The sequence below is a fragment of the Roseateles sp. P2_H4 genome, from assembly GCF_056403315.1.
Genome location: NZ_JBFUFR010000043.1, coordinates 1 through 16901, shown reverse-complemented (window position 1 = coordinate 16901; position 16901 = coordinate 1). Strand labels below are relative to the sequence as shown.

The 16901-nt window shown below is 62.5% G+C and carries 32 protein-coding genes; all 32 read right to left on the bottom strand.

The window, feature by feature from the left end:
- Positions 1–2: 2 nt before the first annotated feature.
- Positions 3–176 carry a hypothetical protein gene (locus AC1DW3_RS25320; RefSeq protein ID WP_477936082.1) on the bottom strand — a complete coding sequence of 58 codons (174 nt, stop codon included), beginning with the start codon at positions 174–176 and terminating at the stop codon, positions 3–5.
- Positions 177–328: 152 nt separating this feature from the next.
- Complete coding sequence (gene rplQ, locus AC1DW3_RS25315) at positions 329–718, bottom strand: 50S ribosomal protein L17 (RefSeq protein WP_477936080.1); 390 nt, start codon at positions 716–718, stop codon at positions 329–331.
- 135 nt (positions 719–853) lie between these two features.
- On the bottom strand, positions 854–1843 hold the full coding sequence (locus tag AC1DW3_RS25310) for a DNA-directed RNA polymerase subunit alpha (RefSeq protein WP_056194188.1): 990 nt from the start codon (positions 1841–1843) through the stop codon (positions 854–856).
- Between the two features lie 137 nt (positions 1844–1980).
- Positions 1981–2604: a 30S ribosomal protein S4 gene (rpsD, locus tag AC1DW3_RS25305; protein WP_477936078.1), complete on the bottom strand. Its 624-nt coding sequence runs from the start codon at positions 2602–2604 to the stop codon at positions 1981–1983.
- Positions 2605–2848: 244 nt separating this feature from the next.
- Positions 2849–3253, bottom strand: coding sequence for a 30S ribosomal protein S11 (rpsK, locus tag AC1DW3_RS25300; protein WP_056194196.1), 405 nt, complete (start codon positions 3251–3253; stop codon positions 2849–2851).
- Positions 3254–3279: 26 nt separating this feature from the next.
- Complete coding sequence (gene rpsM, locus AC1DW3_RS25295) at positions 3280–3645, bottom strand: 30S ribosomal protein S13 (protein WP_119046648.1); 366 nt, start codon at positions 3643–3645, stop codon at positions 3280–3282.
- 36 nt (positions 3646–3681) lie between these two features.
- Positions 3682–3795: a 50S ribosomal protein L36 gene (gene rpmJ, locus AC1DW3_RS25290; protein ID WP_056194202.1), complete on the bottom strand. Its 114-nt coding sequence runs from the start codon at positions 3793–3795 to the stop codon at positions 3682–3684.
- Positions 3796–3853: 58 nt separating this feature from the next.
- A complete protein-coding gene (gene infA / locus AC1DW3_RS25285; protein WP_009855680.1) occupies positions 3854–4072 on the bottom strand; it encodes a translation initiation factor IF-1 in 219 nt (72 codons plus the stop codon).
- Positions 4073–4130: 58 nt separating this feature from the next.
- Complete coding sequence (gene secY, locus AC1DW3_RS25280) at positions 4131–5441, bottom strand: preprotein translocase subunit SecY (RefSeq protein WP_477936076.1); 1311 nt, start codon at positions 5439–5441, stop codon at positions 4131–4133.
- A 27-nt stretch (positions 5442–5468) separates the two neighbouring features.
- Positions 5469–5900 (bottom strand): 50S ribosomal protein L15, encoded by a 432-nt coding sequence (rplO, locus tag AC1DW3_RS25275; RefSeq protein WP_477936074.1) that lies wholly within the window; start codon positions 5898–5900, stop codon positions 5469–5471.
- A 24-nt stretch (positions 5901–5924) separates the two neighbouring features.
- The gene (rpmD, locus tag AC1DW3_RS25270) at positions 5925–6107 is read right to left on the bottom strand and encodes a 50S ribosomal protein L30 (protein ID WP_056194210.1); all 183 of its coding nucleotides are present in this window, start codon (positions 6105–6107) and stop codon (positions 5925–5927) included.
- Between the two features lie 14 nt (positions 6108–6121).
- Positions 6122–6643 (bottom strand): 30S ribosomal protein S5, encoded by a 522-nt coding sequence (rpsE, locus tag AC1DW3_RS25265; RefSeq protein WP_056194212.1) that lies wholly within the window; start codon positions 6641–6643, stop codon positions 6122–6124.
- 18 nt (positions 6644–6661) lie between these two features.
- A complete protein-coding gene (gene rplR, locus AC1DW3_RS25260) occupies positions 6662–7021 on the bottom strand; it encodes a 50S ribosomal protein L18 (RefSeq protein WP_477936072.1) in 360 nt (119 codons plus the stop codon).
- Positions 7022–7032: 11 nt separating this feature from the next.
- Positions 7033–7566 carry a 50S ribosomal protein L6 gene (gene rplF, locus AC1DW3_RS25255; RefSeq protein ID WP_477936070.1) on the bottom strand — a complete coding sequence of 178 codons (534 nt, stop codon included), beginning with the start codon at positions 7564–7566 and terminating at the stop codon, positions 7033–7035.
- 17 nt (positions 7567–7583) lie between these two features.
- Complete coding sequence (rpsH, locus tag AC1DW3_RS25250) at positions 7584–7979, bottom strand: 30S ribosomal protein S8 (RefSeq protein ID WP_056194221.1); 396 nt, start codon at positions 7977–7979, stop codon at positions 7584–7586.
- A 23-nt stretch (positions 7980–8002) separates the two neighbouring features.
- Positions 8003–8308: a 30S ribosomal protein S14 gene (rpsN, locus tag AC1DW3_RS25245; RefSeq protein ID WP_477936068.1), complete on the bottom strand. Its 306-nt coding sequence runs from the start codon at positions 8306–8308 to the stop codon at positions 8003–8005.
- 8 nt (positions 8309–8316) lie between these two features.
- Positions 8317–8856, bottom strand: a complete 540-nt coding sequence (gene rplE, locus AC1DW3_RS25240; protein WP_056877729.1) for a 50S ribosomal protein L5 — start codon at positions 8854–8856, stop codon at positions 8317–8319.
- Positions 8857–8866: 10 nt separating this feature from the next.
- Complete coding sequence (rplX, locus tag AC1DW3_RS25235) at positions 8867–9181, bottom strand: 50S ribosomal protein L24 (RefSeq protein ID WP_056264780.1); 315 nt, start codon at positions 9179–9181, stop codon at positions 8867–8869.
- Positions 9182–9204: 23 nt separating this feature from the next.
- Positions 9205–9573, bottom strand: a complete 369-nt coding sequence (gene rplN / locus AC1DW3_RS25230) for a 50S ribosomal protein L14 (RefSeq protein ID WP_056194233.1) — start codon at positions 9571–9573, stop codon at positions 9205–9207.
- Positions 9574–9829: 256 nt separating this feature from the next.
- Positions 9830–10339, bottom strand: coding sequence for a redoxin family protein (locus AC1DW3_RS25225; protein ID WP_477936066.1), 510 nt, complete (start codon positions 10337–10339; stop codon positions 9830–9832).
- Between the two features lie 95 nt (positions 10340–10434).
- Complete coding sequence (gene rpsQ, locus AC1DW3_RS25220; RefSeq protein WP_056194239.1) at positions 10435–10710, bottom strand: 30S ribosomal protein S17; 276 nt, start codon at positions 10708–10710, stop codon at positions 10435–10437.
- A complete protein-coding gene (gene rpmC, locus AC1DW3_RS25215; protein ID WP_056194241.1) occupies positions 10707–10907 on the bottom strand; it encodes a 50S ribosomal protein L29 in 201 nt (66 codons plus the stop codon). The genes rpsQ and rpmC overlap by 4 nt, the downstream gene beginning before the upstream one ends.
- A gap of 10 nt (positions 10908–10917) precedes the next feature.
- Entirely contained in the window at positions 10918–11334 is a 417-nt protein-coding gene (rplP, locus tag AC1DW3_RS25210) for a 50S ribosomal protein L16 (protein ID WP_119046639.1), read from the bottom strand.
- Between the two features lie 2 nt (positions 11335–11336).
- Entirely contained in the window at positions 11337–12200 is an 864-nt protein-coding gene (gene rpsC, locus AC1DW3_RS25205; protein WP_477936063.1) for a 30S ribosomal protein S3, read from the bottom strand.
- Positions 12201–12215: 15 nt separating this feature from the next.
- Positions 12216–12545 carry a 50S ribosomal protein L22 gene (rplV, locus tag AC1DW3_RS25200; protein WP_233374577.1) on the bottom strand — a complete coding sequence of 110 codons (330 nt, stop codon included), beginning with the start codon at positions 12543–12545 and terminating at the stop codon, positions 12216–12218.
- Positions 12546–12556: 11 nt separating this feature from the next.
- On the bottom strand, positions 12557–12835 hold the full coding sequence (gene rpsS / locus AC1DW3_RS25195; protein ID WP_056194250.1) for a 30S ribosomal protein S19: 279 nt from the start codon (positions 12833–12835) through the stop codon (positions 12557–12559).
- Between the two features lie 10 nt (positions 12836–12845).
- Positions 12846–13670, bottom strand: coding sequence for a 50S ribosomal protein L2 (gene rplB, locus AC1DW3_RS25190; RefSeq protein ID WP_477936061.1), 825 nt, complete (start codon positions 13668–13670; stop codon positions 12846–12848).
- Positions 13671–13985, bottom strand: coding sequence for a 50S ribosomal protein L23 (gene rplW, locus AC1DW3_RS25185; RefSeq protein ID WP_056194256.1), 315 nt, complete (start codon positions 13983–13985; stop codon positions 13671–13673).
- Positions 13982–14602 carry a 50S ribosomal protein L4 gene (gene rplD / locus AC1DW3_RS25180; RefSeq protein ID WP_119046635.1) on the bottom strand — a complete coding sequence of 207 codons (621 nt, stop codon included), beginning with the start codon at positions 14600–14602 and terminating at the stop codon, positions 13982–13984. The genes rplW and rplD overlap by 4 nt, the downstream gene beginning before the upstream one ends.
- Positions 14602–15273, bottom strand: coding sequence for a 50S ribosomal protein L3 (gene rplC, locus AC1DW3_RS25175; RefSeq protein ID WP_439467392.1), 672 nt, complete (start codon positions 15271–15273; stop codon positions 14602–14604). The genes rplD and rplC overlap by 1 nt, the downstream gene beginning before the upstream one ends.
- A 278-nt stretch (positions 15274–15551) precedes the next feature.
- Positions 15552–15863, bottom strand: coding sequence for a 30S ribosomal protein S10 (rpsJ, locus tag AC1DW3_RS25170; protein ID WP_056194266.1), 312 nt, complete (start codon positions 15861–15863; stop codon positions 15552–15554).
- A gap of 66 nt (positions 15864–15929) precedes the next feature.
- Positions 15930–16901: elongation factor Tu (gene tuf, locus AC1DW3_RS25165; RefSeq protein ID WP_477936058.1), on the bottom strand; the 972-nt coding region annotated here is incomplete at its 5' end.

The following is a 16901-nucleotide window of genomic DNA, read 5'->3' as shown; positions in this document are numbered from 1 at the left end:
TGTCAGACCTTGTGCTGGGGCGGGCCCTTGGGCGCTTCACGCGCGGTGCCGTCATCCTGGCGCGCCGGCGCCTTGGCCTGCCTGGTCAAGGTCTGACCTTGGGTCGATTTGGTGGTGGCGAAGTCGCTGACCTTGTGTTCGACCGCGCCGCCGCGGTTACCGTGGGTCTTGGGCATGGGGACGTCCTTTCATGGAAGCGCCGTCCACTGTGCGCTCGCGGTCGCTGACATGCCGTCGGGCCGGGCGAGCCGCTGGCGTAGGCGGAGGCCGACGGCCCCAAAGAAAAAGCCCGCTCGAAGCGGGCTTTGCAGATCAGCAGAAGCTGAACTTATTCGACGGCTTCGCCAGCGGTCTCGCCTTCGGCGCGGTCCACCAGTTCGACGAAAGCCATGGGCGCGTTGTCGCCGACGCGGAAGCCCATCTTCAGGATGCGGGTGTAGCCGCCCGGGCGATTCGCGAAACGCGGGCCCAGTTCGTTGAAGAGCTTGCCGACGATGTCGCGGTCGCGCAGGCGGTCGAAAGCCAGGCGGCGGTTGGCCAGCGTGGGTTCCTTGGCGAGCGTGATGAGGGGCTCGACAACGCGGCGCAGTTCCTTGGCCTTGGGGACCGTGGTCTTGATGGCTTCGTGCTGCAGCAGCGAAACGCACATATTGCGCAGCATGGCAGCGCGGTGGGCGCTGGTGCGGTTGAGTTTACGGAGGCCGTTACGGTGACGCATGGTGCTATTCCTTTTTCACTTTGTTAATGCCAGCAGCCGGATCAGGTACTGCTGGTTGCACGATCAAACGCGCCAGAGCGCGTTTGTCATCCGATGACGGCCTTCAGGCCGTCTTTTCTGTTCGAGCGAAGCGGATTAACGCTTGTCCAGGCCTTGCGGGGGCCAGTTTTCCAGGCGGGCGCCGAGGGTGAGACCGCGGGAAGCCAGAACTTCCTTGATCTCGTTGAGCGACTTGCGACCCAGATTCGGGGTCTTCAGCAGCTCGGTCTCGGTACGCTGGATCAGGTCGCCGATGTAGTAGATGTTTTCGGCCTTCAGGCAGTTGGCCGAACGCACGGTCAGTTCGAGCTCGTCGACCGGGCGCAGCAGGATCGGATCGAAGCTGCTGGAACGCTGGGCCGGCTGGTCGAAGGCGTCGACCAGGTCGGTGCCTTGCAGCTGGGCGAACACGGCCAGCTGTTCAACCAGGATCTTGGCCGAAGCACGGATCGCTTCCTCGGGCGAGATAGCGCCGTTGGTTTCGATTTCCATGACCAGCTTGTCCAGGTCGGTACGCTGCTCGACGCGGGCGTTTTCGACGGCGTAGCTGACGCGCTTGACGGGCGAGAACGAGGCGTCGAGGACGATGCGGCCAATGCTCTTGGTCGGCTCGTCGCCGAAGCGGCGCATCGTGCCGGGCACATAGCCGCGGCCCTTTTCAACCTTGATCTGCATGTCCAGCTTGCCGCCTTGCGACAGGTGGGCGATGACGTGCTCGGGGTTGATGATCTCGACGTCGTGCGGAGTCTGGATGTCGGCCGCGGTGACGGGGCCTTCGCCTTCCTTGCGCAGGACCAGGGTCACTTCTTCACGGTTGTGCAGGCGGAAGACGACGCCCTTGAGGTTCAGCATGATGTGAACCACGTCCTCTTGCACGCCGTCGATGGCCGAGTACTCGTGGAGCACGCCGGCAATCGTCACTTCCGTCGGCGCATAACCCACCATCGACGAGAGCAGCACACGGCGCAGGGCATTGCCCAGGGTGTGACCGTAGCCGCGTTCGAACGGCTCCAGCGTGACCTTGGCGCGATGACCGCCCAGGGGCTCCACGTTGATGGACTTGGGTTTGAGCAAGTTGGTTTGCATGAGGTCTTTCTTTCAATACCCTCGGTTCGTTACACCGATAAGGCTGAGGACCAGCCGGGCAGAGCCTACGAAGGGCAAAAGCCCGGACGAGGAAACGCCGACCGCGCCCTTGCGGGCGTGGTCGGCGGGGGAAATCATTAACGCGAGTACAACTCGACGATCAGCGATTCGTTGATCTCGGCGCCGAACTCATCGCGGTCGGGAGCCTTCTTGAACACGCCTTCGAGCTTGGTGCCGTCAACAGCCACCCAGGCCGGCAGGCCGATGGAGTCGGCGAGCTTGAACGACTCGGTGACGCGCAACTGCTTCTTGGCCTTTTCGCGCACGGCGACGGTGTCACCGGCCTTGACCAGGTAGGAAGCGATGTTGACGACTTCGCCGTTCACCGTCACACCCTTGTGCGAAACCAGCTGACGGGCTTCTGCGCGGGTGGAGCCGAAGCCCATGCGGTAGACGACGTTGTCCAGGCGCGATTCCAGCAGTTGCAGCAGGTTCACGCCGGTCGAGCCCTTGCGGCGCTCGGCTTCGGCGAAGTAGCGGCGGAACTGACGCTCCAGCACGCCGTACATGCGCTTGACCTTCTGCTTTTCGCGCAGCTGCAGACCGAAGTCGGACGTGCGCTGGCCGGAGGTGCGGCCATGCTGGCCGGGCTTGCTGTCGAACTTGACCTTGTCGCTGATGGCGCGGCGGGCGCTCTTCAGGTAGAGGTCGGTGCCTTCACGGCGGGAAAGTTTGCCCTTGGGGCCGAGGTAACGTGCCACTTTGCGTGTCCTTGTTCAATCTGACGCCAAGCCTCATGGAGAGGTTTCCTGACGCGAGTCCAGCCGGTGTTTTTATGGGCTTGGACGGTGGGCTTGTGAGTCGTCGCTGAATCAGCTCGACTCAAGACTGAAGCCGGCGCGGCACAAAGTGCCCGCCGGCTCCGGGAAAACGCGCGATTATCGCACTGTCATCCGCTTCTGCAATATCCCTGTCACCTGAGGGTGAATAGGTGGGCTGCAGCGATTAGATGCGACGGCGCTTCTGCGGACGGCAGCCGTTGTGCGGCACCGGCGTCACGTCAGAGATCGAGTTGATGCGGATGCCGAGCGCAGCCAGGGCGCGCACCGACGATTCGCGACCCGGGCCGGGGCCCTTGATCTTGACGTCGAGGTTCTTGATGCCCTGCTCTTGAGCAGCGCGACCAGCCACTTCAGCCGCCACCTGGGCTGCGAAAGGCGTCGACTTGCGCGAGCCCTTGAAGCCTTGGCCACCCGACGAAGCCCAGGACAGGGCGCCGCCTTGGCGGTCGGTGATCGTGATGATCGTGTTGTTGAACGAAGCGTGGACGTGCGCAATGCCGTCAGCAACGTTCTTGCGAACCTTCTTGCGAACGCGCTGAGCCGCCGAATTGTTGGGAGCCTTTGCCATATTGACCTTCTTTCAGTTCGGGCAGCTTACTTCTTGCCGGTCGCAGCCGACTTGCGCGGACCCTTGCGGGTGCGGGCATTCGTACGGGTGCGTTGACCGCGCATCGGCAGGCCACGGCGGTGACGGAAGCCGCGGTAGCAACCGAGGTCCATCAGACGCTTGATGTTGATGGACTGCTCGCGGCGCAGGTCACCTTCGATGGTCAGCTTGTTGACTTCATCGCGGATCTTTTCGAGATCGCTATCGGTCAGGTCCTTGACCTTCTTGTCGAACGGAATGCCGCTGTTCGTGCAGATCTTCTGGGCGGTCGTACGGCCAATGCCGTAGATCGAGGTCAGACCGATCTCAGTGTGCTTTTGCGGCGGAATGTTGATACCAGCAATACGTGCCATGGTTGTCCTCTAGTCCTGTCGTGCGTGCTTGAGGGCTTAGCCCTGGCGCTGCTTGTGGCGCGGGTCGGTGCAGATCACACGCACCACGCCCTTGCGGCGGATGATCTTGCAATTGCGGCACATCTGCTTAACGGATGCCGAAACTTTCATGGTCTGCTCCTTGGCCTAACTTCTTTTGCGCTCACACGCGTCCGGGGGTTCAAACAGCTCACTTCGCCCGGAACACGATGCGAGCACGACTCAAATCGTAGGGTGTCAATTCCACAGTCACTTTGTCGCCGGGAAGGATACGGATGTAGTGCATCCGCATCTTGCCGGAGATGTGCCCGAGGACGACATGCCCGTTCTCCAACTTGACTCTGAACGTAGCGTTGGGGAGGTTCTCAAGAATCTCGCCCTGCATCTGAATGACGTCGTCTTTCGCCATGCCGTACGTTCAGGAGTGTGGTTGGAATCAATCTTGGTTAACGATCAGCTCCTCGCCCTCAGCTGGGCTTGAAGCTGGCCTTCTTCAGCAGTGATTCGTACTGCTGACTCATGATGTAACTCTGAACCTGAGCCCAGAAGTCCATCGTCACGACGACGATGATCAACAGGGAGGTGCCACCGAAGTAGAACGGAACGTTGTACTTCAGCGTCAGGAACTCGGGCAGCAGACAGACCAGCGTGATGTAAATCGCACCAGCCAGCGTCAGCCGCGAAAGGATCTTGTCGATGTGCTTGGCGGTCTGCTCACCCGGGCGGATACCCGGAATGAACGCACCACTCTTCTTCAGGTTGTCTGCAGTCTCACGGCTGTTGAACACCAGGGCCGTGTAGAAGAAGCAGAAGAAAATGATGGCTGTCGCATACAGCAGCACATAGATCGGCTGACCCGGGCTGATCATGCCCGCCAGGTCCTTCAACCAGCGCAGGCCATCACCCGTCGCGAACCAGCTCACCACCGTGGTCGGCAGCAGGATGATCGACGACGCGAAGATCGGCGGGATCACGCCCGACATGTTCAGCTTCAGCGGCAGGTGCGACGACTGGCCGCCGTAGACCTTGTTGCCGACCTGGCGCTTCGCATAGTTCACGAGGATCTTGCGTTGGCCACGTTCGACGAAGACCACGGCATAGGTCACCAGCACGACCAGCGAGATCACGACCAGCGCAGAACCGTAACCCATCGCACCGGTACGCACCAGCTCGAACAGGCCACCGATCGCACCCGGCAGACCCGCGGCGATACCGCCGAAGATCAGGATCGAGATGCCATTGCCCAGGCCGCGCTCGGTGATCTGCTCACCCAGCCACATCAGGAACATCGTGCCGGCCACCAGGCTGGACACCGCGGTCAGGCGGAAGCCGAAACCAGGGTTCAGCACGAGGCCGGCAGAGCCTTCCAGCGCCAGCGCGATCGACAGACTCTGGAACAGAGCCAGCCCCAGCGTCGCATAACGCGTGTACTGGGTGATCTTGCGGCGGCCGGCTTCGCCTTCCTTCTTCAGCTGCTCCAGCGTCGGCACGACGTAGGTCATCAGCTGCAGAACGATGGACGCCGAGATGTAAGGCGTGATGCCCAACGCGAACACGGTGAAGCGCGACAGCGCGCCGCCCGAGAACATGTTGAACAGGCTCAGGATGCCACCCGCCTGACCCTTGAAGAATTGGGCCAGCTGGTTCGGGTCGATACCGGGCACGGGGATATGCGCCCCGATGCGGTAGACGACCAGAGCCAGCAGCAGGAACACAAGCCGACGACGCAGGTCGCCGAACTTGCCGCTCTTGGCCAGCTGATTCGCGTTGGTAGCCACGCTGAGTCAGTTCCTTGTGGACTGGATTTAAGCGACCGAGCCGCCCGCCGCCTCGATGGCCGCCTTGGCGCCCTTCGTGACGTTCACGCCCTTCAGCGTGACCTTGCGCTCGATGGCGCCGGACAGGATGACCTTGACCGACTTGGCCAGCTGGGGCACCAGGCCGACAGCCTTCAGCGTCGACACGTCGATCTCTTCACCGGCCAGACCTTGCAGGTCCGACAGGTTGATCTCGACGCTGTACTTCAGCGTCAGCGACTTGAAGCCACGCTTGGGCAGGCGACGCTGCAGCGGCATCTGGCCGCCTTCGAAGCCGACCTTGTGGTAGCCACCAGCGCGGGACTTCTGGCCCTTGTGGCCGCGACCTGCGGTCTTGCCCAGGCCCGAGCCGATGCCACGGCCGACACGGCGCTTGGCATGCTTGGAGCCCTCTGCGGGCTTGATCGTGTTGAGTTCCATCGTCTTGTCCTTTGCGTGCGGTGCTTAGAGCACCTGCACCAGATAGGCGATCTTGTTGATCATGCCGCGCACTGCGGGCGTGTCTTCCAGGGTGCTTTGGCTGTTCAGCCGACGCAGACCCAGGCCGACCACGGTGGCACGGTGCGAGGCGCGGCAGCCGATGGGGCTACGCACCAGCTTGACCGTCACGGTTTTCTTGTCAGACATGTTGTGCTCCGCGATCAGTTGAAGATTTCTTCAACCGTCTTGCCGCGCTTGGCAGCGACAGAGGCCGGCGTCGTCGAACGCTTCAGAGCGTCCAACGTGGCGCGAACCATGTTGTAAGGGTTGGTCGAACCGTGGCTCTTGGTCACGATGTCGGTCACGCCCATCACTTCGAAGACAGCGCGCATCGGGCCGCCGGCGATGACGCCGGTACCGGCAGGAGCCGGAGCCATGATGACGTGAGCTGCACCGTGCTCACCCACCACGTTGTGGTGGATGGTGCCGTTCTTCAGGCTGACCTTGACCATGTTGCGGCGAGCCGACTCCATGGCCTTCTGCACGGCGACCGGCACTTCCTTGGCCTTGCCCTTGCCCATGCCGATGCGGCCATCGCCATCACCGACCACGGTCAGAGCGGCGAAGGACAGCGTACGGCCACCCTTCACAACCTTGGTCACGCGGTTGACCGCGATCATCTTTTCCTTCAGGCCGTCGTCGTTGCCTTCAGCCTGCGCGCCGCGGGGTTGAAACTTTGCCATTTCTTATTCCTTGATGCGTCAGAACTGCAGGCCGGCTTCGCGGGCTGCTTCGGCCAGGGCCTTGACACGGCCGTGATAGGCGAAGCCCGAGCGGTCGAAAGCGACCTTCTCGACGCCAGCAGCCTTGGCCTTCTCGGCGATCAGCTTGCCGACCAGCGTAGCCGCAGCGACGTTGCCGCCGTTGCTGTTCAGCTGTTCGCGGACCGACTTCTCGGCCGTGGAGGCTGCAGCCAGCACCTTGCCGCCATCTTCCGAGACGACTTGGGCGTAGATGTGCAGATTGGAGCGGAACACCGTCAGACGGGCCACGCGCTGGATCGCAATGCGAACGCGGGTCTGGCGCGAACGACGCAGGCGTTGTTCTTTCTTGGTCATCATGGCGCTGCTCCTTACTTCTTCTTGGTCTCTTTGATGGTGACCTTCTCATCCGAATAACGGATGCCCTTGCCCTTGTAGGGCTCGGGGGGGCGGAAGGCACGCACCTCAGCGGCGATTTGGCCGACGACCTGGCGGTCAGCACCCTTGATGACGATTTCCGTCTGGGTGGGGCACTCGACCTTGATGCCGGCCGGCATGTCCTTCACCACAGGGTGAGAGAAGCCGATTTGCAGGTTGAGCTTCTGGCCCTGGGCTTGGGCACGGAAGCCCACGCCGACCAGGTTCAGCTTGCGCTCGAAGCCCTTGCTGACGCCGTTGACCATATTGGCCAGCAGCGCGCGCATCGTGCCGCTCATCGCATCGGCTTCAGCCGATTCGTTGGCGGGCACGAAGCTCAGCTTGCCGGCTTCGTTCTTGACGGTGACGAGCTTGTTCGCGGGACGCACCAGCGTACCCAGCGAGCCCTTGACGCTGATCGAGTCAGCGGCGACGGTCACATCCACGCCTTGCGGGAGGTTGACCGGCATTTTTCCAACGCGGGACATTGTTTCGACTCCTTCGCTTAGGCGACGTAGCAGAGGACCTCGCCACCGATACCGGCAGCGCGGGCCTTGCGGTCCGTCATGACACCTTGCGGGGTCGTCACAATCGCCACGCCCAGGCCATTCATGACCTGAGGAATGTCGTGGCGGCCCTTGTAGATGCGCAGGCCGGGGCGGCTGACGCGCTCGATACGTTCGATGACCGGACGGCCAGCGTAGTACTTCAGCGCGATTTCCAGCTCCGGGCGGGCAGCTTCGCCGCGAACGGCGAAGTCGTCGATATAGCCTTCGTCCTTCAGGACTTTGGCAATCGCCACCTTCAGCTTGGACGACGGCATGGCAACGCTCGTCTTTTCGACGATCTGCGCGTTGCGGATGCGGGTCAGCATATCGGCGATGGGATCACTCATGCTCATTTGCGATTACTCCTATCAGCCGATTACCAGCTGGCCTTGACGACACCGGGGATGTCGCCCTTGAAGGCCAGTTCACGAATCTTGTTACGGGCCAGGCCGAACTTGCGGAAGGTGCCACGCGGACGACCGGTCAGTTCGCAGCGATTGCGCAGACGGGTCGGGTAGGCGTTACGGGGCAGCTTCTGCAGCTCGAGGCGAGCGACATAGCGCTCTTCATCCGACTTCTTGCTGTCGTTGATGATGGCCTTCAGTTCTGCGTACTTCTTCGCGAACTTGGCGACGAGTGCTTCGCGCTTCAGTTCACGTTGCTTGATGGAAGTTTTAGCCACAGATCACCTCAGTTCTTGAACGGGAACTTGAACGCAGCCAGGAGAGCCTTGGCTTCGTCGTCCGTCTTGGCAGTCGTCGTGATGCTGATGTTCAGACCACGCAGAGCATCCACCTTGTCGTATTCGATTTCGGGGAAGATGATCTGTTCTTTGACGCCGATGTTGTAGTTGCCACGGCCGTCGAACGAGCGACCGGAGATACCCCGGAAGTCGCGAACGCGCGGCAGGGCGATCGTCACGAAGCGGTCCAGGAATTCATACATCTGGACGCCGCGCAGGGTCACCATCGCGCCGATGGGCACGTTGTCGCGGATCTTGAAGCCGGCGATGGCCTTCTTCGACTTGGTGACCACGGGCTTCTGGCCAGCGATCTTGGTCAGGTCGCCAACGGCGTGGTCCATGACCTTCTTGTCGGCGACGGCCTCGCTCACGCCCATGTTGAGCGTGATCTTGGTGATGCGGGGCACCTCCATGACCGACTTGTAGCCGAACTTCTCGACCAGGCCGGGCACGATTTTTTCGCGGTAATGCGTTTGCAGACGAGCCATGACGGACCTCTTAAGCCTTGATCTCTTCGCCGGTCGACTTGAACACGCGCACCCGCTTGCCGTCGACGAGCTTGACGCCCACACGATCGGCCTTGCCGGAGGCGGCGTTGAAGATCGCCACGTTGGATTGATGGATAGGCATGGTCTTGTCGACGACGCCGCCGGTGGTGCCCTTCATGGGGTTGGGCTTGACGTGCTTCTTGACGACATTGATGCCGTCAACGACCACGTGGTCGACGTCGGTGCGGGCGGACACGGTGCCGCGCTTACCCTTGTCGCGGCCGGTCAGCACAATGACCTGGTCGCCGGTACGAATCTTGTTCATGGCTTACCTCAGACAGTGGGGGCTCAAAGCACCTCAGGTGCCAGCGACACGATCTTCATGAAGCGCTCGGTACGCAGTTCACGCGTCACCGGGCCGAAGATGCGGGTGCCGATCGGCTCCAGCTTGGCATTGAGCAGCACGGCGGCATTGCCGTCGAACTTGACGAGCGAGCCGTCCTGGCGACGAACACCCTTGGCGGTACGAACCACCACGGCGCTGTAGACCTCGCCCTTCTTCACGCGACCACGCGGGGCAGCTTCTTTGATGCTGACCTTGATGATGTCGCCAATGTGCGCATAGCGGCGCTTGGAGCCGCCCAGCACCTTGATGCACTGAACGGACTTGGCGCCAGTGTTGTCCGCGACATCAAGCCGCGATTGCATTTGGATCATGTCTGTCCCCAACTTGCCCCGAGTTGCAGCGAGCTGCGCGTCGGTCAGTCTTGGGCCCGTAAGTCAGTCAGCTTGGGCGTTGCGCCTGGGCTGCCCAACGGTTGAGGGCGGATCCGAAGCCAGCGTGGGCTCTTGCGTAGCAGGAGCACTGGCGTTCGGCGAAGCTGCGCATTATGCAGTGAGAACCCTTGGGCCGTCAATGCCTGTCGCAGAAGTTTTTGCTGAGGCCGGTTTGCCAGCCCCAGCGGCCTTCAGATCAGCCGGCCTTGGCCTGGCTCAACATCGTGGCCGCATCGCTGACCTCGAACTTGCCGGGGCCTTCGATGTTCAGCGTCTTGACGACGCCATCCTTGACCAGCATCGAATAGCGCTGCGAGCGCACGCCCATGCCCTTGGCCGTCAGGTCCAGCGTCAGGCCGGTGGCCTGGGCGAACTGGGCGCTGCCGTCGGCCATCATGCGCACCTTGCCAGCTGTCTTCTGATCGCGGCCCCAGGCGCCCATGACGAAGGCGTCGTTGACCGACACGCACCAGATCTCGTCGACGCCGGCAGCCTTGAGTGCCTCAGCGGATTCGACGTAGCCAGGCACATGCTTGGCCGAGCAGGTCGGCGTGTAGGCGCCCGGCAGGGCAAAGATGGCGACGGTCTTGCCGGCCGTGGCCTTCTCGATGTCGAAGCTGTTGGGGCCGAGCGTGCAGCCCTCGCCTTCCACTTCGATGAATTCCTGCAGGCTGCCTGCGGGCAGCTTGTCGCCAACCTTGATCATGGTGTCGCTCCTGATTGAGTGTTCTGAAAATGAAAAACCGGCGCGCCAGTTACCCAGCGTGCCGGTTGTGCAGCGGTCATGCGACCGGTGCTTCTTTAGACGATCTCGGCCTTCTCGACCAGGCGGGTCACAACCCAGCTCTTGGTCTTGGAGATCGGACGGCCTTCGCTGATCTCGACGACGTCACCCATCTTGTACTCGCCCTTTTCGTCGTGGGCGTGGTACTTGCGGGAACGGGCCACGATCTTGCCGTAGAGCTCGTGCTTGGCGCGACGCTCGACCAGGACGGTGACCGTCTTGGCGCGCTTGTCGCTGACCACGCGACCGACGAGGGTGCGCGTGTTCTTGGCTTGGACTTGGGCCTCAGTCATTTCGTGGCCTCCTTCTTCTTTTGTGCCAGAACGGTCTTGGCACGCGCGATGTCGCGGCGGGTCTTGCCCAGCTGGCTGTGGTTGGTCAGCTGCTGGGTGGCCTTTTGCATGCGCAGGCCGAAGTGGGCCTTCAGCAGGTCGGTCACTTCCTTCTCGAGGGCAGCGACGTCCTTGGTGCGGAGTTCAGTTGCTTTCATGGTGTCTTCCTCAGGTACCGACCTGGCGGGCCACGAAGGTGCAACGCAGCGGCAGCTTGGCAGCGGCCAGCGTGAACGCCTCGCGAGCCAGTTCTTCCGGCACGCCGTTAACCTCGTAGATCACCTTGCCGGGCTGGATTTCAGCGACGTAGTACTCGGGGTTGCCCTTGCCGTTACCCATCCGAACTTCGGCGGGCTTTTGCGAGATGGGCTTGTCCGGGAACACGCGGATGAAGATCCGACCGCCGCGCTTGATGTGGCGCGAGATCGCGCGGCGAGCCGCTTCGATCTGGCGGGCCGTCAGACGGCCGCGCTCGGTGGCCTTGAGGCCGAAATCACCGAAAGACACCGCGGCGCCTCGGGTCGCAACACCAGTGTTGCGGCCCTTCTGCTCCTTGCGGTATTTACGACGAGCGGGTTGCAGCATGCTTATTCTCCTTTGGCCTCACCACCGGCTGCGGGGACCTTGCGGACCACGCGCTTGGCAGCGGGCTTGGCTGCGTCACCCGTCGGGGCGGCGGCAGCGGGCTGATCTGCTCCGTCACGCGGGCCACGGTCGCCACCCGGGCGGCCACGGCCACCAGGAGCGCCCGGACGAGCGTTACGGCGCGGGCGACGATCGTCTTCGGCGCCTGCGGGGGTGTTGATGACCGGAGCCTCGCCATTGGCAAGACGGTCACCGCGGTAGACCCACACCTTGACGCCGATGACGCCGTAGGTGGTCTTGGCTTCGGAGAAGCCATAGTCGATGTCGGCCTTCAGGGTGTGCAGGGGCACACGACCTTCGCGATACCACTCAGTACGAGCGATTTCGATGCCGTTCAGGCGACCAGCGCTCATGATCTTGATGCCCTGGGCACCCAGACGCATCGCGTTCTGCATCGCGCGCTTCATGGCGCGGCGGAACATGATGCGCTTTTCGAGCTGCTGGGTGATCGAGTCGGCGATCAGCTGGGCATCGACTTCAGGCTTGCGCACTTCTTCGATGTTGACGGCGACGGGCACGCCCAGACGCTTGGTCAGCTCAGCCTTCAGCGCTTCGATGTCTTCGCCCTTCTTGCCGATCACGACGCCCGGACGAGCCGAGTAGATCGTGATGCGGGCGTTCTTGGCGGGGCGCTCGATCAGGATGCGCGAGACGGCAGCGTTCTTGAGCTTGGTCTTCAGGTAGTCACGAACTTGCAGATCTTCGGCCAGCATCGTGGCGAAGTTCTGGTTGTTCGCGTACCAGCGCGAAGCCCAATTGCGGGTGACAGGCAGGCGGAAGCCGGTCGGATGGATTTTCTGTCCCATGTTCTTCCTAACGCCTTAGTTGCCGACAGCCACGAAGATGTGGCAGGTGGGCTTGCTGATGCGATTGCCGCGGCCCTTGGCGCGAGCGGAGAAACGCTTCAGCGTGGCACCCTGCTCGACGTAGATCGAGGTGACCTTGAGTTCATCAATGTCAGCGCCGTCGTTGTGCTCGGCGTTGGCGATGGCGCTTTCCAGCGCCTTCTTGATGATCACGGCCGCCTTCTTCTGGGTGAATTCCAGGATGTTCAGCGCTTGGTCCACCTTCTTGCCGCGGATCAGGTCAGCCACGAGGCGACCCTTGTCACACGAGAGGCGAACGCCACGAACGATTGCTTTGGTTTCCATCGTTGGCATCCTTACTTCTTCCCGGCCTTCTTGTCGGCCGGGTGGCCCTTGAAGGTGCGGGTCAGTGCGAATTCACCCAGCTTGTGACCAACCATCTGGTCAGACACATAGACCGGCACGTGTTGCTTGCCGTTGTGCACGGCGATCGTCAGACCGATGAACTCGGGCAGGATCGTCGAGCGGCGCGACCAGGTCTTGATGGGCTTCTTGTCTTTGATGGCAACTGCCTTGTCGACCTTGGCCATCAGATGGTGGTCAACGAAGGGGCCCTTCTTCAGCGAACGAGTCATGGCCTAGCCCTTACTTCTTGCGACGCGAGACGATGAACGTCTGCGTGCGCTTGTTGTTGCGAGTGCGGTAACCCTTCGTCAGGGTGTTCCACGGCGACACAGGGACCTGGCCCTCGCCAGTGCGGCCTTCGCCACCACCGTGCGGGTGATCCACCGGGTTCATCGCCACACCGCGAACGGTCGGACGGATACCCTTCCAGCGGATCGCGCCAGCCTTGCCGTATTGACGCAGGCTGTGCTCTTCGTTGCTGACTTCACCGATGGTGGCGCGGCAGTCGATGTGCACGCGGCGAACTTCGCCGGAGCGCAGACGGATCTGGGCGTAGACACCTTCACGAGCCATCAGGACGGCAGAGGTGCCGGCCGAACGGATCATCTGGGCACCCTTGCCAGGCTGCAGCTCGATGCAATGGATGGTCGAGCCCACCGGGATGTTGCGGATCGGCAGCGTGTTGCCAGCCTTGATCGGGGCTTCCGCGCCGCTCAAGATGGTCGAACCCACTTCGAGACCGCGCGGGGCGATCACGTAGCGGCGCTCACCGTCGGCGTACACCACCAGCGCGATGTGGGCGGTGCGGTTCGGGTCGTACTCGATGGTCTCGACCTTGGCCGGAATGCCGTCCTTGTTGCGCTTGAAGTCGACGACGCGGTAGTGGTGCTTGTGACCACCGCCCTTGTGGCGAATCGTGATGTGACCGTTGTTGTTACGGCCCGAATTCTGGATTTGCGGCTCAAGCAGGGCTGCATGGGGCGCGCCCTTGTGCAGGTGCTTGTGCACCACCTTGACGACGCCACGGCGACCGGGCGAGGTAGGTTTGACTTTGACGATGGCCATTTACGCGGCCTCCCCGGAGAAATTGAGCTCTTGACCGGCCTTGAGGGCCACATAGGCCTTCTTGACGTGGTCACGGCGGCCGGCACGGCCACCAAAGCGCTTCGTCTTGCCCTTGACCTGGACGACGTTGACCGACTCGACCTCGACCTTGAACATCAGTTCAACGGCGGCCTTGATCTCGGGCTTGGTGGCGTCGCGCAGGACCTTGAACAGGACCTGGTTGTGCTTCTCGGCAACTTGCGTGGCCTTCTCGGACACGATGGGCGCGAGCAGCACGGAGGCCAGACGGCCTTCGGAATACTTGGGGGCGCTCATGCCAGCATCTCCTTGAGTTGCTCGACCGCAGCCTTGGTCACCAGCACCTTCTTGTAGAAGACCAGCGACAGGGGGTCGGCGTAGCGCGGCTCGACAACCAGCACGTTGGCCAGGTTGCGCGAAGCCAGCAGCAGGTTGTCATCCACGACGTCGGAGATGACCAGCACCGAGTCCAGGCCCATGGCCTTGAACTTGGCGGCCAGCAGCTTGGTCTTGGGGGCTTCGACCGAGATCGAGTCCACCACGGCCAGGCGGCCTTCGCGGGCCAGCTGCGACAGGATCGCAGCCATGCCGGCGCGGTACATCTTCTTGTTCAGCTTGTGCGAGAAGTTCTCGTCAGGCATGTTCGGGAAGATGCGACCGCCCCCGCGCCACAGCGGCGACGAGGTCATACCGGCGCGAGCGCGGCCGGTGCCCTTCTGGCGGAAAGGCTTCTTGGTCGAGTGATGGACCTGTTCACGGTCCTTCTGGGCACGGGTGCCTTGGCGGGCGTTGGCCTGGAAGGCCACGACCACCTGGTGCACCAGGGCTTCGTTGTAGTCGCGAGCGAAGATGGTGTCAGGCGCGTCCACCTTGGCGGTGGCCTGACCCTGCTCGTTCAGGAGCTCGAGCTGCATCAGTTGGCTCCCTTCTTGACTTTGACCTTGACGGCCGGGCGAACGACGATGTGGCCGTTCTTGGAACCCGGGACCGCACCGCGGACCAGCAGCAGTTGACGAGCTTCGTCAACGCGCACGATGTCCAGGTTCTGGGTGGTGACGGTTTCGTCGCCCATGTGGCCGGTCATCTTCTTGCCCGGGAACACACGGCCCGGGTCTTGCGCCATCGAGATCGAGCCCGGCACGTTGTGCGAACGGCTGTTACCGTGCGACGCGCGCTGCGAGCTGAAGTTGTGGCGCTTGATGGTGCCTGCGAAGCCCTTGCCGATGGACGTGCCCTGCACGTCGACCAGCTGGCCGGCGGCGAACAACGTCACCGGAACGGTCGCGCCAGCTTGGTACTGGGCGGCGACGTCGGCTTCGACGCGGAATTCCTTGAGGATTTCACCGGCTTCGACACCTGCCTTGGCAAGGTGGCCGGCTTCGGGCTTGGTGACGCGCGAAGCTTTGCGCGTACCGAACGCCACTTGGATGGCGCTATAGCCGTCGGTCTCTTGGGTCTTGACCTGGGTCACGCGGTTGTTGGACACGTCCAGCACCGTCACAGGGATGGCATCGCCATCGTCCGTGAAGATGCGCATCATGCCCACCTTGCGGCCCAGCAAACCGAGACGGTTGCTCAGACTCATGTTTTTCTCCAGCCCCGTCGGCTTGCGCCTCGGAAGCTATTGCGAACACCCGACATCGATTGGCCGGGCTGACCTGTGCAGCGCCTTCAAGAAGAGAACCTCTTGCGAAGCGCTGCGCGAATATCCGAGCAGGCATAGGCCAACCCGGAAAAGCTGGCGAGTATAGCCTGCGGGATAGTCCCGATGCAAGCGTTTGCCCTCGCCGGCGCAAAGAACAAGGCCCCGACCCTGTTGAGACAGGGTCGGGGCCTTGGGTTCACAAGCCCGAAGGCCTGGAATTACTGCAGCTTGATTTCGACGTCGACGCCGGCGGGCAGGTCGAGCTTCATCAACGCGTCAACCGTCTTGTCGGTCGGGTCGACGATGTCCATCAGGCGCTGGTGGGTGCGGATCTCGAACTGGTCGCGGCTCGTCTTGTTGACGTGGGGCGAACGCAGGATGTCGAAACGCTCCATGCGCGTCGGCAGGGGCACGGGGCCCTTGACGATGGCGCCGGTGCGCTTGGCGGTCTCGACGATTTCGAGGGCCGACTGGTCGATCAGCTTGTAATCAAACGCCTTCAGGCGGATGCGGATCTTTTGCTTTTGCATGACAGTTCCTTAAAGAGCAGGTGGTGAGCACCGGGCGGCAGCCGCCCAGCGCACGTCACGCATGGATTAAGCGAGGATCGTGGCGACGACGCCCGAGCCGACGGTACGACCGCCTTCACGGATGGCGAAGCGCAGGCCGGTTTCCATCGCGATCGGAGCGATCAGCTTGACCGTGATGCCGACGTTGTCGCCCGGCATGACCATTTCCTTGTCCTTCGGCAGCTCCACGGCACCGGTCACGTCCGTCGTGCGGAAGTAGAACTGGGGACGGTAGTTGTTGAAGAACGGGGTGTGGCGGCCGCCCTCTTCCTTGGACAGAACATAGATTTCTGCCGTGAAGTGGGTGTGGGGCTTGATCGAGCCGGGCTTGGCCAGCACTTGGCCGCGCTCGACGTCTTCACGCTTGGTGCCGCGCAGCAGGATGCCGACGTTGTCGCCCGCTTGACCTTGGTCCAGCAGCTTGCGGAACATTTCGACGCCCGTGACCGTGGTCTTCTGGACTTCGCGGATGCCCACGATTTCGATTTCTTCGCCGACCTTGATGATGCCGCGCTCGACGCGACCGGTCACGACGGTGCCGCGGCCAGAGATCGAGAACACGTCTTCAACCGGCAGCAGGAAGGCGCCGTCAACGGCACGGTCCGGCTGGGGGATGTAGGTGTCCAGCGCRTCRGCMAGRCGCATGATGGCTTGCTCGCCCAGGTCGCCCGTGTCRCCTTCCAGCGCCAGCTTGGCCGAACCCTTGATGATGGGGGTGTCGTCGCCGGGGAAGTCGTACTTGGACAGGAGCTCGCGCACTTCCATTTCGACCAGCTCGAGCAGCTCGGCGTCGTCGACCATGTCGCACTTGTTCAGGAAGACGATGATGAACTTCACGCCGACCTGGCGAGCCAGCAGGATGTGCTCGCGGGTCTGGGGCATCGGGCCGTCAGCGGCCGAGCACACCAGGATSGCGCCGTCCATCTGGGCGGCACCGGTGATCATGTTCTTGACGTAGTCGGCGTGGCCGGGGCAGTCAACGTGCGCGTAGTGGCGGTT

Excerpts from the sequence above, each read along its gene's own strand:
- AC1DW3_RS25320 (WP_477936082.1), bottom strand. The coding sequence starts at position 176 with ATGCCCAAGACCCACGGTAACCGCGGCGGCGCGGTCGAACACAAGGTC.
- rplQ (WP_477936080.1), bottom strand. The coding sequence starts at position 718 with ATGCGTCACCGTAACGGCCTCCGTAAACTCAACCGCACCAGCGCCCAC.
- AC1DW3_RS25310 (WP_056194188.1), bottom strand. The coding sequence starts at position 1,843 with ATGCAAACCAACTTGCTCAAACCCAAGTCCATCAACGTGGAGCCCCTG.
- rpsK (WP_056194196.1), bottom strand. The coding sequence starts at position 3,253 with ATGGCAAAGGCTCCCAACAATTCGGCGGCTCAGCGCGTTCGCAAGAAG.
- rpsM (WP_119046648.1), bottom strand. The coding sequence starts at position 3,645 with ATGGCACGTATTGCTGGTATCAACATTCCGCCGCAAAAGCACACTGAG.
- rpmJ (WP_056194202.1), bottom strand. The coding sequence starts at position 3,795 with ATGAAAGTTTCGGCATCCGTTAAGCAGATGTGCCGCAATTGCAAGATC.
- infA (WP_009855680.1), bottom strand. The coding sequence starts at position 4,072 with ATGGCGAAAGACGACGTCATTCAGATGCAGGGCGAGATTCTTGAGAAC.
- rplO (WP_477936074.1), bottom strand. The coding sequence starts at position 5,900 with ATGGAACTCAACACGATCAAGCCCGCAGAGGGCTCCAAGCATGCCAAG.
- rpmD (WP_056194210.1), bottom strand. The coding sequence starts at position 6,107 with ATGTCTGACAAGAAAACCGTGACGGTCAAGCTGGTGCGTAGCCCCATC.
- rpsE (WP_056194212.1), bottom strand. The coding sequence starts at position 6,643 with ATGGCAAAGTTTCAACCCCGCGGCGCGCAGGCTGAAGGCAACGACGAC.
- rplR (WP_477936072.1), bottom strand. The coding sequence starts at position 7,021 with ATGATGACCAAGAAAGAACAACGCCTGCGTCGTTCGCGCCAGACCCGC.
- rplF (WP_477936070.1), bottom strand. The coding sequence starts at position 7,566 with ATGTCCCGCGTTGGAAAAATGCCGGTCAACCTCCCGCAAGGCGTGGAT.
- rpsH (WP_056194221.1), bottom strand. The coding sequence starts at position 7,979 with ATGAGCATGAGTGATCCCATCGCCGATATGCTGACCCGCATCCGCAAC.
- rplE (WP_056877729.1), bottom strand. The coding sequence starts at position 8,856 with ATGGCTCGTCTGCAAACGCATTACCGCGAAAAAATCGTGCCCGGCCTG.
- rplX (WP_056264780.1), bottom strand. The coding sequence starts at position 9,181 with ATGAACAAGATTCGTACCGGCGACCAGGTCATTGTGCTGACCGGCCGC.
- rplN (WP_056194233.1), bottom strand. The coding sequence starts at position 9,573 with ATGATCCAAATGCAATCGCGGCTTGATGTCGCGGACAACACTGGCGCC.
- AC1DW3_RS25225 (WP_477936066.1), bottom strand. The coding sequence starts at position 10,339 with ATGATCAAGGTTGGCGACAAGCTGCCCGCAGGCAGCCTGCAGGAATTC.
- rpsQ (WP_056194239.1), bottom strand. The coding sequence starts at position 10,710 with ATGACTGAGGCCCAAGTCCAAGCCAAGAACACGCGCACCCTCGTCGGT.
- rpmC (WP_056194241.1), bottom strand. The coding sequence starts at position 10,907 with ATGAAAGCAACTGAACTCCGCACCAAGGACGTCGCTGCCCTCGAGAAG.
- rplP (WP_119046639.1), bottom strand. The coding sequence starts at position 11,334 with ATGCTGCAACCCGCTCGTCGTAAATACCGCAAGGAGCAGAAGGGCCGC.
- rpsC (WP_477936063.1), bottom strand. The coding sequence starts at position 12,200 with ATGGGACAGAAAATCCATCCGACCGGCTTCCGCCTGCCTGTCACCCGC.
- rplV (WP_233374577.1), bottom strand. The coding sequence starts at position 12,545 with ATGGAAACCAAAGCAATCGTTCGTGGCGTTCGCCTCTCGTGTGACAAG.
- rpsS (WP_056194250.1), bottom strand. The coding sequence starts at position 12,835 with ATGACTCGTTCGCTGAAGAAGGGCCCCTTCGTTGACCACCATCTGATG.
- rplB (WP_477936061.1), bottom strand. The coding sequence starts at position 13,670 with ATGGCCATCGTCAAAGTCAAACCTACCTCGCCCGGTCGCCGTGGCGTC.
- rplW (WP_056194256.1), bottom strand. The coding sequence starts at position 13,985 with ATGAGCGCCCCCAAGTATTCCGAAGGCCGTCTGGCCTCCGTGCTGCTC.
- rplD (WP_119046635.1), bottom strand. The coding sequence starts at position 14,602 with ATGCAGCTCGAGCTCCTGAACGAGCAGGGTCAGGCCACCGCCAAGGTG.
- rplC (WP_439467392.1), bottom strand. The coding sequence starts at position 15,273 with ATGAGTCTGAGCAACCGTCTCGGTTTGCTGGGCCGCAAGGTGGGCATG.
- rpsJ (WP_056194266.1), bottom strand. The coding sequence starts at position 15,863 with ATGCAAAAGCAAAAGATCCGCATCCGCCTGAAGGCGTTTGATTACAAG.